Raw genomic sequence first — 15,008 nt, 5'->3', positions numbered from 1 at the left:
TCGGGTAGGTGGAACTCATGGGTGAGAAATGGCGCTGACTGTGCTCGGACACCGGCCGAAATGCCGAGCCCTCTGTGTGGCGGGATTCGTGGCGTCATGCTGCATGCCGGTGCAGGCAGGCGCGAGCGAGGACGTGCTGCGCCTGCTGCCGCTGTCGCTGGAAGAACTCATCCAGACGCCGATCGTCACCGCCTCGCACCGCGTCGAGCGGCGCGACGACACGCCCGCCCACGTCATCGTGATCACCCGCGAGCAGATCAGGGCCCGCCGCTATCGCGACCTGGGCGAGTTGCTGAGCGATCTGCCCGGCGTCGATTTCATGGCGGGCAGCCGTTCGTCGATCTTCAACAACTTCAGCCTGCAGGGCTTCAACAGCAACAACCAGCTGCTGATCATGCTCGACGGCGTCCGCGTCGACGACCCAGCCGGCGGCAAGATCGCCGTGGCCCGCAACTTCTCGCTGTACATGGCACGCCAGGTCGAAGTGGTCTACGGGCCGGCGGCGGCGCTGTACGGTGCCGACGCGGTGGCCGGCGTCATCAACATCATCACCGACCAGGGCGGGCAGGCCGGCGACAATTGGGCTTCGGTGGGTGCGGGGCGCTTCGACAGCCGCGAAGCGCAGTTCCTGCTCAAGCTCAAGCCGGCCGAGGACGTGCGCTTCACCCTGGGCGGGCACAAGCAACGCAGCGACCGTGCGCCGCTCGATCATTATTACCCGGACGATTTTCCGGCGGCGGATGCGCAGGATTACGACGGCACGATCGTCGTGCCGGCGCAGGCCCGCCGCCGCCACGTCGATGGCATCGAAAGCCACAGCCTGTTCGCCCGCGCCGACCTCACCGAACATCTGACGCTGGGCTACTACCGCAACGGCTTCGGCCAGCCGACCAGCACGGGCGACCGTACCGACATGGCCCTGTACGACCGCCGTGCGCGCTGGGAAACGGTCTCCGAGACCCTGTACGCACGGGCACGCTTCCAGTTGACGGAGGACATCGAGGGCCGCCTGCTGATCGACCATGCGCGCCAGGAAGCCGACCCCCACTCCAACTACCTGAACAAATACACCGGCTTCGGCACCCGCGGCTACAACTATGCCAAGGCCACTCGTACGGGCATCCAGCCCACGCTGCACTGGCGCATCGACGCCGCGCACGACCTGCAGATCGGCATCGGCTACCAGGATTACGAGGGCATGCTGACGCCCAACCTGCCGCGCCCCTACCGGAGATCGCTGGGGACGCACGACCAGGGCCTGAACTACGCCAACACCGATCTGCCGATCCTGATCCCCTCGGCAAGCCACCACAACGAATTCGGCTACCTCCAATGGCAGGCGCAGTGGACACCGCAGTTCACCACCATGATCGGCGTGCGCCACGATCGCCACTCGGGCTACGGCAGCAGCCTCAACCCGCGCCTGGGCGCGGTGTGGCAGCCAGCGGACCGGCACGTCCTCAAGCTGTCCTACGGCGAAGCATTCCGCGCGCCTTCCTACGACGAATCGCTGTCGGCATACGGCGCCTTCAGCGGTGCCAAGGATGCCGAGGGACGCTATATCGGCAGGGGTTTCCGCGCACCGAACGAAAAGCTCGAAGCCGAACGCACACGCACGCTCGGCCTGACCTGGGACTGGCGTCCAACGCCGTCGCTGAACCTGGTCACCCACCTGTACCACAGCCACATCAACAACCTGATCGCCACGCTCAACGAAAAGGTGCCGACGCAGTACATCCCCGGCGCGGTGCTGAGCGAAACCACGATCAAGGGCAATGCCGGAAAGGGCCACCATACCGGCCTCGACATCAGCGGCCAGTGGCAATTCCGTACCGCCGGCGCCTGGCACGGCGAGGTCTGGGGCAGCCTGAGCTACATCGACGGCACCCTCCAGGCAGGCGACGACGACCGGAACTGGGATCTACCCTATGTCGCGAAGCACAAGCTCAAGCTCGGCAGCACCTGGCGCTACGGCGACACGCTGACGATCACGCCGCGCCTGACCTGGGTCGGCAAGACCACCACCGGACGCAGGAATCCCGCGCGGCCGGGCCGTCACCTGACAGCCGATGCCTGGTGGGCCGCCAGCCTGCACGTGGGCTGGCATCGCCTGCTGGACGGGCGTGCCACGCTGTGGCTGGACATCGACAACCTGTTCGACCGGCGCTACCACGTCGCCCACGGTGCCGCCGACAGCACCCTGCTGACGATGCCGCAGCAGCCGCGCAGCTGGATGGCGACGCTGGAGTATCGCTTCTAAATGTGGCGGCGATGCGCGCGCGTCCTCGCAGGCCTGCTTGCCGGGCTGTGCTGCGGCCTGGCCGCGGCACAGCCGCCGGCCCCCCATGCCGCCTCGGAACAGGCCCTGAAAGCCGTCCTGTTGTTCAAGCTGCCGCTGTTCGTCTATGAACCGCCGCTCGAAAACGCCCCCTCGCCGTCGATCTGCCATCTGGGGCGAAGCGGCCTGGAGGATGCGCTGGCCAAGTTGCAGCGCTCCGTCACCGATGAACGCACGTTCAGCGTGCGCTACCTGGACGATGCCGCCCAGGCCGTCGACTGCGACATGGTGTTCATCGGCAGCTCCGAACGGCATCGCCTGGGGGCCATCCTGTCACAATTGCACCGGCGCCCACAGGTGACGGTGTCCGACATCAAGGGCTTCGCCCAGTCCGGTGGCATCGTCGAACTGCTCGTCCGGAGCGAGGGCACGGGCATCGACATCGTGATCAATCAGCGCGTGGCACGCGAACGGGGCGTCAGCTTCAGCGCCCAGTTGCTGCGCCTCGCCCGCCCTCCGGAAGACTAGCCGATGCGCCCGCAGCCGCGACATCGCACCGAGCGTCTGGCAGCCTGGCTGCCGGCCACCCTGGGCGGGCGCCTCAAGCTGCTCGGCACCGTCGCCCTGAGCGTGGCGACCCTGCTGGTGTTCACCCTGATGTCGTTCCAGCAGCAGCGCCTGCTGCAGACGGAATGGGTGGCCTCGCTTTCCGCCCAGGCCGCCCTGATCGCCAGCAACAGCCGTGCGGCCGTGGTCTTTGCCGACTACCGCGAGGCCGACGCCCTGCTGCAGGCACTGGCGGCCAACCCGCTGATCCTCGAAGCCCGGCTGATACTGCCCGACAACGGCCTGCTGGCGGCCTATGCGCGCAACGGCAGCCCTTCCGCCGACGCACGCGATGCGCCCGGCGAGGCGGCGGGCCACCGCTTCGGCGACGGCAGACTGACCGTCTGGGCCCCGGTGCTGGAAGGCCAGCGGCAGGCGGCCCGGCTCGAGCTGGTCGCCTCGCTGGATCATCTCGACAAGGTCTTCCGGCGCTCGGCGCTGGAGGCGGCCACGGTCCTGCTGCTGGTACTGGCCGTGACGCTGGCGTCGATGTCGCGCGTGATGCGCCGGCTGCTGGCGCCCGTCCATGCGCTGCGCGATCTGCTGAAGCGGCTGACCGACAACCCGGATCTCAGGGCACGCGCGCAACCCGGCGGGGGGACCGAAATCGCCGCGCTGGGGCGCGGCCTGAACGAACTGATCGACACCGTGCAGGCGCGCGACGCCGAACTGGCTGCCTACCAGGACAATCTCGAACAACTGGTCGAGCAGCGCACCCACGCACTGGCGTCGGCGATGGCCGAAACGCACCGCGCCAACCAGGCGAAATCGGACTTCCTGGCGCGGATGAGCCACGAGATCCGCACCCCGATGAACGCCATCATCGGCCTGGGCGGGCTGCTGCGCCGCTCGACGCTGACGCGCCGGCAGCGCGACCAGCTCGACAAGATGCTGGCTTCGTCCGAAGCCTTGCTGGGCGTGATCAATGACGTGCTCGACTACTCCCGTATCGAGGCCGGCAAGCTGCCGCTGGAGTCGATTCCCTTCGACCTGCTGGACCTGTGCGAGCAGGCGCTCAGCGTGGTGGCGCTCAGGGCGGAAGAAAAGAACGTCGAGTTGCTGTTGCTGCCCGACGAAGACCTGCCGGCGCGGCTGGTCGGCGACCCGCTGCGCCTGCGCCAGATCCTGATCAACCTGCTGGCCAACGCGGTGAAGTTCACCGAACGGGGTGAAGTCATGCTGCACGTCGGCCTGCGCAGCGGTGCGGCCCCGGCCGGCAAGGCGGCCTTGCGCCTGAGCGTGCACGACACCGGCATCGGCCTCACGGCCGCCCAGCAGGCCGTGCTGTTCCAGCCTTTCTCCCAGGGCGACGACTCCATCACCCGCCGTTTCGGCGGCACCGGGCTGGGGCTGTCGATCTGCGCACAACTGGTGCGCATGATGGGCGGACGCATCGACGTCGAGTCCGTTTCCGGCGAAGGCGCGCATTTCCACGTCGAGCTCGAGCTGCCCGTTGCCCCGGCCGATGAGGCAACCCCGGCCGAGACAGGCTTCCGCCATGCGCTGGTGGTCGCCGAAACTCCGTCCGTCCGCCACGTGCTGTCGACGCTGTGCACCCAGCAGGGGCTGCGCGCGCGTGCCTGCGCGGACGCCGGCCAGGCGATCGCGCTGCTGCAGGAAGGGCTCGACGCCAGCGACGCTTTCGACCTGATCCTGCTGGACCGGCGCATCGGCGGCAGCGACGGCCTGGCGCTGGCAAGGCAGCTGCGCAGCCGGTTCGGCAATGTTTTCGCCGCCGCGGGCGTGCCCTTCCCGAAAGTCGTGCTGCAGACCGGCAACACCGGCTACGCCGGCATGGACGGGCAATTGCAGGTTCCCGGCATCGACGCCACGCTGGTCAAGCCTGCCCTGCCGCGAACCTTGCGGGCCGCACTGGACGAGGCGCGCGCCGAAACACCCCATGCCGATTCCGTTGCCCGGCTTCCGGACCCGGCCGCCCTGCCGGCCGGACTGGCATCCTTGCGCGGTGCCCGGGTGCTGGTCGTCGATGACATGGCGCTCAACCGTGAAATCGCGTGCGCCTTTCTGCAGGATGCCGGCCTGCAGGTCGCCGAGGCCGCCAATGGCGAGGAGGCGCTGGCCAGGCTCGCGGAGCAGCACTGCGACCTGGTGCTGATGGACGTGCAGATGCCGGTACTGGACGGCCTGGCGGCGGCGCGGCGCATCCGCGCCGGCTCGGGCTGCCCGGACATCCCGATCATCGCGATGACCGCCCATGCCCTGGAAGGCGACCGCCAGCGCAGCCTCGAGGCCGGCATGAACGATCATCTCACCAAGCCGATCGACGTCGGCATGCTGTACGCCGCGCTGCTGCGCTGGCTGCCGGCACGCGAAGCCGGCGCTTCTCCGGCCCACTCCGCATCGATCCCGGCTGCGGCAGCGGCGGACAGCCGGCCGGCAGGCCAGGCCGAGGCACCGGGCACGGCAGACTGGCCCGCCGAGCTGCCCGGCATCGACATGGTCCGCGGCCTGGCCAACCACCTTGGCCGCCCGGCCCTGTATCGCCGCATCCTCGATGAATTCGCAGCGGCTTTCGCCACGGGAAGCGCCAGGCTGCACCAGGCATTGGCACATGGGGATACCGAAACCGCTTACCGCTGGGTACACTCGCTGAAATCCGGCGCGGCGACCATCGGTGCAGCCGGACTGGCAGCGCAGGCGCGCGAACTGGAACACTGGCTGCGCGCTGGCCGGGCACCCGGCGAGACCGATCTGCAGGCGCTGGACGCAAGCCTGCATGCCGTATGTTCGGCACTGGCGGCCCTGCCCTGCACCCGAGCGCCCGAAGCAGGAGCGCCATCGGCGGTGGAGGCCGGGCGGCAAGTGGAAGAGGCGTTGCCGCTGATCGACGGAACGCTGGCGCTGCTGGCCTGTCGTGACGCTCGCGCCGAAGGCGAAATACGCAGGCTGGACAGCCTGCTGCAAGGCTCGATCTGGCAGACTCACGCGGAAGCGATACGCGCGCTGATCGAAGATGTCGAATACGAAACCGCCCTGCCACTGCTGGCCGCCCTGCGCGAGGACATGATCCAGGCACCGACATGAACGCCGACTCCATCATACTCGTCGTCGACGACGAAAAGCACAATCGCCAGTTGCTCACCGAACTGCTGCAGCACGAATGCCGCCTGCTCCTGGCCAAGAACGGGGAACAGGCGCTGACGCTGGCGCGCGAACTGCTGCCCGACCTGATCCTGCTCGATGTCGTGATGCCGGACATGAGCGGCCATGCGGTGATCCGCCAGCTCAAGGACGACGACCGCACGCGCGACACGCCGGTGATCTTCATCACCGCGCTGGACTCCTTCGATGACCAGAAGGTCGGCCTCGAACTGGGCGCCGTCGACTACATCACCAAACCCTTCCACCCGCCGATCGTCCGCGTCCGGGTCCGCAATCACCTGCGCCTGGTGGAACAGCGCCGCCTGCTCGAACAGCTCGCCATGCTCGACAATCTCACCGGCATCCCCAACCGGCGGCGCTTCGTCGAAACCCTGGAGCACGAATGGCGGCGCTGCCTGCGCCATGCGCTTCCGCTGTCGATGATCGTGGCGGACGTCGATCACTTCAAACGCATCAACGACACCTACGGCCATGCGGAAGGCGACGAAGCGCTGCGCAGCGTGGCACAGGCGCTGAAACGGGCGATACAGCGCCCCGGAGACTTCGTCTGCCGCTACGGTGGAGAGGAATTCGTGCTGCTGCTGCCGGGTGTCGATGAGGATGGCGCCGCCGAGTTCGCCGAAGCCCTGCGCCAGCGCATCGCCTCGATGCCGTTCCAGACCACCGACGGCAGGCCGCTGCAGCTCACGCTCAGCCTGGGAGGCGCAAGCCATGTGCCGACGACGCCCGAGGTGAGCAAGGAGCTGTTCCTCGCCGCCGATCGCGCCCTGTACGAGGCCAAGCACGCCGGCCGCAACCGCATCGTCTGGGCGCGCACTCCGCTGCAGCCCGGCGGGCACGGTGCCGTGAATGCGGCAACGGCCACCTCTTCCACGCCCCTGCTGAACCCATCGGCCGTTTCGACGGTCTATCCGGAACCGCCTCCGCCTGGATATCCCACATGCTGATCCGATCCACATCGGGCCCCGCCGACGTCCGCCCTGCCGAAATCACACCGCGCCCGCTGTTCGAGGAGCGGCGCCGCTTCCTGCTGCGCAGCGGGCTCGGAATCGCCGCCGGCGCAGCCTTGTGGCAGGGGCTGGGCGGGACGGCAAGGGCGGCATCGGAGCGCCTGGCCACGATCGCCTCGCCGCTGAGCACCACCGAAGCCATGACCGAGCGCAAGGCGGTGACGAGCTACAACAACTTCTATGAGTTCGGCACCGACAAGGGCGACCCGGCGCAGAACGCCGGACGCATGCTCACCCGGCCGTGGACCGTCGCGGTCGAAGGCCTGGCCGGCAAGCCGCGCCGCTTCGACATCGACGAGTTGCTGAAGCTGGCGCCGCTGGAAGAGCGCATCTACCGCCTGCGCTGCGTCGAGGGCTGGTCGATGGTCATCCCCTGGGTGGGGTTTCCGCTGGCCGCGCTGCTGAAGGCGGTCGAGCCGCTGGGCAGCGCGAAGTACGTCGAGTTCCTGAGCCATTACGACCCGGAAATCATGCTGCGCCGTCCGGTCCTGCAATGGCCCTACGCCGAGGGCCTGCGCCTGGACGAAGCCCTGCATCCGCTGACCATCCTGGCCGTGGGCCTGTACGGCGAAGTGCTGCCGAACCAGAACGGCGCGCCGATCCGCCTGGTGGTGCCGTGGAAATACGGCTTCAAGAGCATCAAGTCGATCACCACCATCCGCCTCACCGAACGGCAGCCGGCGACGTCGTGGCGCCGTGCGGCGCCGCACGAATACGGCTTCTACGCCAACGTCAATCCGGAAGTCTCGCACCCGCGCTGGAGCCAGGCCACGGAGCGCCGCATCGGCGAGATCCGCAAGCGGCCGACGCTGATGTTCAACGGCTATGCCGAACAGGTGGCCAGCCTGTACCAGGGCATGGACCTGCGCACGTATTACTGAGAGAAGCCCCCCGACATGCCGAATTTCCTGCGCGCGCCCTCGGGCACGCAGATCGCCCTGGTCAAGGCCACCGTCTTCCTGGCCTGTCTGGTTCCTGCCGCGCAACTCGCACTGGGCTGGCAGAACGACACTCTCGGCGCCAACCCCATCGAAACCATCACCCGTGCAAGCGGCGAATGGACGCTGCGCCTGCTGCTGATCACGCTCGCGGTCAGCCCGCTGCGGCGCTACACCGGGCTGCACTGGCTGATTCGGCTGCGGCGCATGCTCGGGCTGTTCGCCTTCGCCTACGCCGCCGCGCACTTCACCACCTATGTCTGGCTGGACCAGTTCTTCGACTGGCAGGCGATCGCCCGCGACATCCTCGACCGCCCCTTCATCACCGTCGGCTTCGCCGCCTTCGTGCTGCTGATCCCGCTCGCCGCCACCTCCAGCAATGCCGCCATCCGCCGCCTGGGCGGCCGGCGCTGGCAGTCGCTGCACCGCTCGACCTACGCCATCGCCATCCTCGCCGTGGTGCATTTCTGGTGGCTGGTGAAGGCCGATCTGCTCAAGCCCTTCATCTACGTGCTGATCCTCGCCGCCCTGCTCGGCCTGCGCGCCTGGTGGCGCGAACAGGAACGCCGGCGCCAGCTGTCGGTGCCGCCACCGGCGAAGCACCTGGAAAGGCCGGTGATCCGGATCGTGCAGAAGTAGTAGACGGACGGGCAGGCGGCCACCAGACGCCGAATCCCCCCCCCGGTACACCAGTCTCCATCGCAAGCTCAACGACAAAACCAGCAACCGGCTCTGGCTCGGCGGCGCATGCCCATGGAAGCAACATTGTCCCGAGATGAAGTTCCAGGGGGAGCCGATGAAGTGCGTCGATTTTTTTTACAGTTTCTTTACGCAGCAAACTTCGCCGCGCCGGGGCCATTTCTTACCTATATGAATTTGAAGAATTTTTCGTTTTTTTGAATTCATGGCCCGAGTATTGCTTTTTCTCCATTACCGGATGATTTTTCACACGAGACGCACACACCGCGTCTTACCATCCACGAGGAGACCCGCTATGAAATCACGCCCATCCCTGAAGGCGGTCACGGCATTACTGGTAGGTCTGGCAAGCGCTGCGACAGTGCAGGCAGCACCAGTGGTTACTGACTGGACCTATACCCTGACCGCTGTCTGGTCCGATTATCAGCCCTCCGGTGTTAACATCTCCGGCGACCAGAAAACCCTCTCGTGGGGCTCGGGCAGCTCCGGCCCATCGTCGCTGGTGATCACCGATCCCGCAGCTGACGGAACGGTGATCACCCAGATCAGCGGCGACAGCCCGCAGCCCGGCAGCACCGCAGCTGGCGTCACACTCACGCACAACAACCGTCCCATCACGGGCACCAGCCTGACCAGTGCAGTTCTGACCGCGACACTCAACCTCGCCGCAGCAGCTCCTGCGGATGCAGCCCTCGGGGGCCCGGGCGCACTGCCCCCCCTCGCCTACCAGATCCTGTTCACCGAGACGCCAAACACCGCGGGGACCTGTGCCGCAGCCAGCCCTCCCGGAAACCCCTGCAACGACATATTCGTGCAGCAGGGAGGGTTCCTCAACCAAACGCTGACGTACGACGATAACGAGTACTTCATCAACATTTTCCCGATCGCCGGCGGCGTCCTGCAGACGCTCTCGAATGCCGCATGTGCCGCAGCGGGAGCAGGAAACGGCTGCCTTGGCTTTACCACGATCGAAGGCGAATCGAACCAACTGGCGTTCGGCTTCACGATCTCCACCGAGCGTTTCATCCAGCAGGTTCCCGAGCCCGGAGTGCTCGCGCTGCTGGGTCTCGGCCTTGCCGCGGGCGCACTTGCAGGGCGTCGGCGTCGGGTTTGAACTGCGAGCCAGCGTTCTAGCCCGAATCGCTCACTCTCAGTACCGAAGGCAGGCCAGGCAACTGGCCTGCCTTTTTTAGCCGTGCCGCTTTGGGCCGAGTCTCCACAACGAAGTCACCTCCGCCGCCCGCGCCGCGTGCAGCGGATCGTCCGCATCCATGGCCTTGGCGTGCTGCGGGCGGATGTCTTCGCGGCCGAGCACCTGCAGGCCGGCATCGCCGATCCAGCCGAGCAATTCGGCACGGCTGCGCAGGCCGAGGTGTTCGGCGAGGTCGGACAGGATCAGCCAGCCCTCGCCACCCGGCTCCAGATGCGCCGCAAGGCCTTGCAGGAAACCGCGCAGCATGCGGCTGCCGGGGTCGTAGACGGCGTGCTCGACGGCGGAAGTGGGCTTGGCCGGCACCCAGGGCGGGTTGCACACCACCAGCGGCGCACGGCCGGCGGGGAAGAGGTCGGCTTCGGCCACCTCGACCTGCGCGGACAAGCCCAGCCGGGCGAGATTGCCGCGCGCGCAGCCGTGCGCGCGCGGCGACAGGTCGGTCGCCACCACGCGCTGTACGCCGCGGCGCGCCAGCAGCGCGGCGATGACGCCGGTGCCGGTGCCGATGTCGAAGGCGAGCGTCTTCGCCGGCAAGGGCACGCGGGCGACGAGGTCGAGGTACTCGCCGCGGATCGGCGAGAACACGCCGTACCAGGGATGGATGCGCTCGCCCAGCGCCGGCACCATGACGCCCTTGCGCCGCCATTCGTGCGCGCCGATCAGGCCGAGCAGTTCGCGCAGCGACAGCACGAAAGGGGCTTCCAGCAAGGCGGCGTGCTCGTCGCCGAAAGCTTCGGCCAGCGCGTCGCAAACGTCGGGGGCGCGGCGCAGCGCGATGCATCCACCAGCCTCGACCGGAATCAGCAGCATGCCCAGCGTCCGCGCGCGCTGCGCCTGCGCCATGCGGTGCAGGTGGAAGGCTTCCGCCGCCGAGCGCCGTTCGACGGCCTTGCCCTTGCCGCCCTTCGGCGCCGCGCCCTTGCGCGGCCGGTCGGCGCGGCGGGCCATGGCCTGCAACAACTGGCGGGCGTTGTGATAGTCGCCCCGCCACAGCAGCGCCGTGCCTTCGCAGGCCAGGCGCCAGGCGGTGTCGGCGCTCAGGCTGTCGTCGGCCACCACCACCCGCTTCGGCGGCGGTTGGCCGTTTTCCGAGCGCCAGTGTGCGCTGTGCGGCCGCTCGCCCTCGGTCCAGTGCAGCAGCAATCCTTGTTCGCTCATCCCGTCCGGCTCACTCTGCCCGCCTCGATTCGCACCGATCGTTTCCCCCGGAACCCGCTTCAGACCACTTTCGGCCGGATGGCGTTCTTCGGCCGGAATACCTTGATTACCGACTCGTCGGTTTCGACGTAAGGGCCGCCGATGAGGTCGATGCAATAAGGCACGGCGGCGAAGATGCCGACGTGGCGCACCGCGCCGTCGGTATCGCGCACGCCTTCGAGGGTTTCGCGGATCGACTTGGGCTGGCCCGGCAGGTTGATGATCAGGCAGCGGCCGCGGATCACCGCGACCTGGCGTGACAGGATGGCGGTGGGCACGAAGTTGAGGCTGATGCGGCGCATTTCCTCGCCGAAGCCGGGCATTTCCTTGTCGCCGACGGCCAGCGTGGCTTCGGGCGTGACGTCGCGCGGCGAGGGACCGGTGCCGCCGGTGGTCAGCACCAGGCTGCAGCCGGCGTGGTCGGCGAGATCGGTCAGTGTGCGTTCGATCAGCGGCCGCTCATCGGGGATCAGCCGCGTCTCGGCGCTCCAGGGTGAGGTCAGCGCCCTGCCCAGCCAGTCCTGCAGCGCGGGAATGCCCTGGTCTTCATAAGTGCCGTCGGAAGCGCGGTCGCTGATCGACACCAGGCCGATACGGATGGGTTCGCTCATGGGAATCGTCTCGCTATACGGGGAAGCCGGGTGCGGAGCACGCTTTGCGCATCAGGCGCGCGCATCGCCACCGTCGTCCCGGCCGTCCTCGCTTGCATCGTCATGCGCAGCTTCGGCGCGGCCGGCTTCGGCGGCCGCGTCCTGCGCCTCCTGCAGTTCGCGCAGCACGCGGAAGATTTCGCGGAAGGCCTTGGGCGGCTTGCCGGCCTCGCGCTCCTTCAGCGCGTTGCGGCGCAGCGTGCGCAGGTATTGCAGGTCGGCGTCGGGCCAGGTTTCGGCGATGGCGCCGATGGTCTGCTCGTCTTCCAGCAGGCGCTCGCGCAGGCGTTCGAGGCGGTGCATCTTCGCCACTTCGGCAGCCGAGTTGCCGTTGAAGATGTCGAGCTGTGCCTGGATCGGCGCCGGGTCGATCTTGCGCATCAGCTTGCCGATGTACTGCATCTGGCGGCGGCGGGCTTCCATCTTGAAACCCTGGGCGGCGCGGACCGCTTCGTACAGCGTATCGGGCAGCGGCACCTTCCTGAGGCGTTCGGGCGACAGCGCGACGAGCTGTTCGCCGAGTGCCTGCAAGGCGTGCATTTCGCGCTTGAGGCTGCTCTTGCTGGGCGGCTCGACGAAATCGTCTTCATCGTGGGAGGGGCGCGAATCTGAACGCATTGCGGGTGGCTCGGGGCTTGGACGGGTTAAGATTATAGCCTTTGCCCGACAGCAGCCCGCCCATGTCCGACCAAGGCTTCTCCTTCTCCCATGCGCATCTGCGCGAAATCGCCACCGACATCCTCAAGTACGCGAAGAAGCACGGCGCCAGCGCCTGCGAAACCGATGTCTCGGAAGGCTTCGGCCAGTCGGTGGGCGTGCGCAAGGCGGAAGTCGAGACGATCGAGTACAACCGCGACAAGGGTGTCGGCGTCACCGTGTATATCGGCCAGCAGCGCGGTTATGCGAGCACTTCGGACTTTTCGAAGAAGGCGCTGAAGGCCACCGTCGATGCCGCGCTGTCGATCGCCCGCTTCACCGCGCCCGACCCCTGCGCCGGCCTGGCCGACGCCGCATTGATGGCGCGCGAGAAGGACATGCCCGAGCTGGATCTGTTCCATCCCTGGGCGATCGGCGTCGACGAAGCGATCGCGCTGGCCCGCCGCTGCGAGGCGGCGGCGTTCGCAGTCAGCCCGAAGATCAGCAACTCCGAAGGCGCCAGCACCTCGATCCAGCAATCGCATTTCGTCTCGGCCAACAGCCACGGCTTCATCGGCGGCTACGCCAGCACCCGCCACGGCCTGTCGTGCTCGGTGATCGCCGGCGAGGGCGACGGCATGCAGCGCGAATACTGGTACGACTCGCGGCGCGATCCGGCCGAGCTGATGAGCGCGGAGGACATCGGCCGCATCGCCGGCGAACGCGCGCTGGCGCGCCTGGGCGGCAAGCAGGTGCGTACCTGCGAAGTGCCGGTGCTGTTCGAGGCGCCGCTGGCGGTCGGCCTGATCGGCAGCTTCGTGCAGGCGGTCAGCGGCGGTGCGCTCTACCGCAAGGCGAGCTTCCTGCTCGACAGCCTGGGCCAGCAGGTATTCTCGCCCGTGGTCGGCATCTCGGAACGGCCGCACCTGAAGAAAGCCTTCGGCTCCAGCCCCTTCGACAGCGACGGCGTCGCCACCCGCGACCGCGAAGTCGTCACCGACGGCGTGCTGAACGGCTATTTCCTGTCCACCTATTCCGCTCGCAAGCTCGGCATGCAGACCACCGGCAACGCCGGCGGCTCGCACAACCTGGTCGTCAGGCCAGGCGAGCAGGATCTGGCCGGCCTGATCCGGCAGATGGATCGCGGCCTGCTGGTCACCGAACTGCTCGGCCATGGCGTGAACTACGTCACCGGCGACTACTCGCGCGGCGCGGCGGGCTTCTGGGTGGAGAAAGGCAGGATCAAGCACGCGGTGGAAGAAGTCACCATCGCGGGCAACCTGCGCGACATGTTCCGCAACATCGTCGCCATCGGCAACGACGCGCTGCCGCGCGGGGCCAAGCACTGCGGCTCGGTCCTGATCGAGCGCATGAAGGTGGCGGGCCGCTGACGCAGGCCCGCCGTATACACAGATTCTTCAACCCCTGCCCTGAAGGAGTTCAAGTGGAACGTCGTTCATTTCTGAAAAAGGCCGGCGCCGGCGCTGCGGCTGGCGCCGCCCTCGGCCTCGCGGCCTGCGGCAAGTCCGAACAACAAGCAGCCCCCGCCGCACCGGCCGTTCAGACCGGCCTACCGTCGATCCAGTGGCGCATGACCTCGAGCTTTCCGAAGAGCGTCGACACCTTGTTCGGCAGCGCCGAAATGCTCGCCAACCGCCTGCGCGAAATCACCGACGGCAAGTTCGACATCCGCATCTTCCCGGCCGGCGAAATCGTCCCCGGCCTGCAGGCGCTCGACGCCGTGCAGCAGGGCACGGTCGAGATGTGCCACACCTGCTCGTACTACTACGTCGGCAAGGACAAGACCTTCGCCTTCGGCACCGCCGTGCCCTTCGGCCTGAACGCACGCCAGATGGACGCCTGGATCATCGCCGGCGGCGGCCAGGAACTACTGGACGAGTTCTACAGCAACTACAACATCTATTCCTTCCTCGGCGGCAACACCGGCGTGCAGATGGGCGGCTGGTACCGCAAGCAGATCAACTCGCTCGAAGACATCAAGGGCCTGAAGATCCGCATCGCCGGCATCGCCGGCGAAATCCTCGCCCGCATGGGGGCCATCCCGCAGCAGCTCGCCGGCCCCGATGTCTACCCCGCGCTGGAAAAAGGTACGATCGACGCCGCCGAATGGGTCGCACCCTATGACGACGAGAAGCTGGGCTTCCACAAGGTCGCGCCCAACTACTACGCGCCGGGCTGGTGGGAGCCGGGCCCGGTGGTCCACTTCTATGTGAACAAGACCGAGTGGGACAAGCTGCCGAAGGAATACCAGGCCGCGTTCCGCACCGCTTCGCGCGAGGCCCACATCCTGATGACGGCAAGCTACGACCACAAGAACCCGCAGGCGCTGGCCCGTCTGCTGTCGCAGGGCGTGAAGCTGCAGACCTTCTCGAACGAGATCATGAAGCGCGGTTACGAAGTGTCGCAGGAACTGTATGCCGAGGAAGCGGCGAAGAATCCGGCCTGGGCCAAGATCTATGCCGAGTTCGAGAAATACCGGAGGGCGCAGAACGCCTGGTTCGGCGTCGCGGAAGGCAGCTACGACCGCTTCATGCAGACGATCCGCTGAGCGAATCTGCCGACGTCCGGCCTCGAGCCGGACCGGATGAGGCGAAAAAAATGGCCCGCGCTCGATGCGCGGGCCATTTCACCGGTACT

The 15,008-nt window shown here is 67.4% G+C and carries 12 protein-coding genes; 9 read left to right on the top strand and 3 right to left on the bottom strand.

What is annotated here, in order from left to right; genetic code table 11:
• The first annotated feature begins 103 nt into the window (after positions 1–103).
• From ACNQFN_RS07250 to ACNQFN_RS07220, 7 genes are all read left to right on the top strand, one after another.
• Positions 104–2,260, top strand: a complete 2,157-nt coding sequence (locus ACNQFN_RS07250) for a TonB-dependent receptor plug domain-containing protein (RefSeq protein WP_088178835.1) — start codon at positions 104–106, stop codon at positions 2,258–2,260.
• Positions 2,261–2,806: a YfiR family protein gene (locus ACNQFN_RS07245; protein ID WP_068635608.1), complete on the top strand. Its 546-nt coding sequence runs from the start codon at positions 2,261–2,263 to the stop codon at positions 2,804–2,806.
• 3 nt (positions 2,807–2,809) lie between these two features.
• Positions 2,810–5,929 carry a response regulator gene (locus tag ACNQFN_RS07240; RefSeq protein WP_418648400.1) on the top strand — a complete coding sequence of 1,040 codons (3,120 nt, stop codon included), beginning with the start codon at positions 2,810–2,812 and terminating at the stop codon, positions 5,927–5,929.
• Positions 5,926–6,954 (top strand): diguanylate cyclase, encoded by a 1,029-nt coding sequence (locus tag ACNQFN_RS07235; RefSeq protein WP_418648399.1) that lies wholly within the window; start codon positions 5,926–5,928, stop codon positions 6,952–6,954. Before ACNQFN_RS07240 ends, ACNQFN_RS07235 begins: the two co-directional genes overlap by 4 nt.
• Positions 6,948–7,898 (top strand): protein-methionine-sulfoxide reductase catalytic subunit MsrP, encoded by a 951-nt coding sequence (gene msrP / locus ACNQFN_RS07230; RefSeq protein ID WP_068635606.1) that lies wholly within the window; start codon positions 6,948–6,950, stop codon positions 7,896–7,898. Before ACNQFN_RS07235 ends, msrP begins: the two co-directional genes overlap by 7 nt.
• Positions 7,899–7,913: 15 nt before the next feature.
• Positions 7,914–8,594 carry a sulfite oxidase heme-binding subunit YedZ gene (locus ACNQFN_RS07225; RefSeq protein WP_418648398.1) on the top strand — a complete coding sequence of 227 codons (681 nt, stop codon included), beginning with the start codon at positions 7,914–7,916 and terminating at the stop codon, positions 8,592–8,594.
• Positions 8,595–8,949: 355 nt separating this feature from the next.
• Complete coding sequence (locus ACNQFN_RS07220; protein ID WP_157659095.1) at positions 8,950–9,768, top strand: THxN family PEP-CTERM protein; 819 nt, start codon at positions 8,950–8,952, stop codon at positions 9,766–9,768.
• Positions 9,769–9,843: 75 nt separating this feature from the next.
• On the opposite strand, the gene ACNQFN_RS07215 is transcribed toward ACNQFN_RS07220, so the two are convergent.
• From ACNQFN_RS07215 to yjgA, 3 genes are read right to left on the bottom strand one after another with little or no spacing between them, the layout of a single operon-like run.
• The gene (locus tag ACNQFN_RS07215) at positions 9,844–11,025 is read right to left on the bottom strand and encodes a methyltransferase (RefSeq protein WP_068635603.1); all 1,182 of its coding nucleotides are present in this window, start codon (positions 11,023–11,025) and stop codon (positions 9,844–9,846) included.
• 59 nt (positions 11,026–11,084) lie between these two features.
• Positions 11,085–11,675 (bottom strand): molybdopterin adenylyltransferase, encoded by a 591-nt coding sequence (gene mog / locus ACNQFN_RS07210; protein ID WP_418648397.1) that lies wholly within the window; start codon positions 11,673–11,675, stop codon positions 11,085–11,087.
• A gap of 51 nt (positions 11,676–11,726) precedes the next feature.
• Positions 11,727–12,332 (bottom strand): ribosome biogenesis factor YjgA, encoded by a 606-nt coding sequence (yjgA, locus tag ACNQFN_RS07205; RefSeq protein ID WP_418648396.1) that lies wholly within the window; start codon positions 12,330–12,332, stop codon positions 11,727–11,729.
• A 62-nt stretch (positions 12,333–12,394) separates the two neighbouring features.
• On the opposite strand from yjgA, the gene pmbA reads away from it, so the two are divergent.
• Together pmbA and ACNQFN_RS07195 are read left to right on the top strand one after the other, a co-directional pair.
• Positions 12,395–13,741, top strand: coding sequence for a metalloprotease PmbA (gene pmbA, locus ACNQFN_RS07200; protein ID WP_418648395.1), 1,347 nt, complete (start codon positions 12,395–12,397; stop codon positions 13,739–13,741).
• Between the two features lie 53 nt (positions 13,742–13,794).
• Positions 13,795–14,919 carry a TRAP transporter substrate-binding protein gene (locus ACNQFN_RS07195; protein ID WP_418648394.1) on the top strand — a complete coding sequence of 375 codons (1,125 nt, stop codon included), beginning with the start codon at positions 13,795–13,797 and terminating at the stop codon, positions 14,917–14,919.
• Positions 14,920–15,008: the final 89 nt, after the last annotated feature.

It is taken from the genome of Thauera butanivorans (genome assembly GCF_048398245.1).
Lineage (GTDB): Bacteria > Pseudomonadota > Gammaproteobacteria > Burkholderiales > Rhodocyclaceae > Thauera > Thauera butanivorans.
This window is presented reverse-complemented; position numbering and strand designations above follow the sequence as displayed.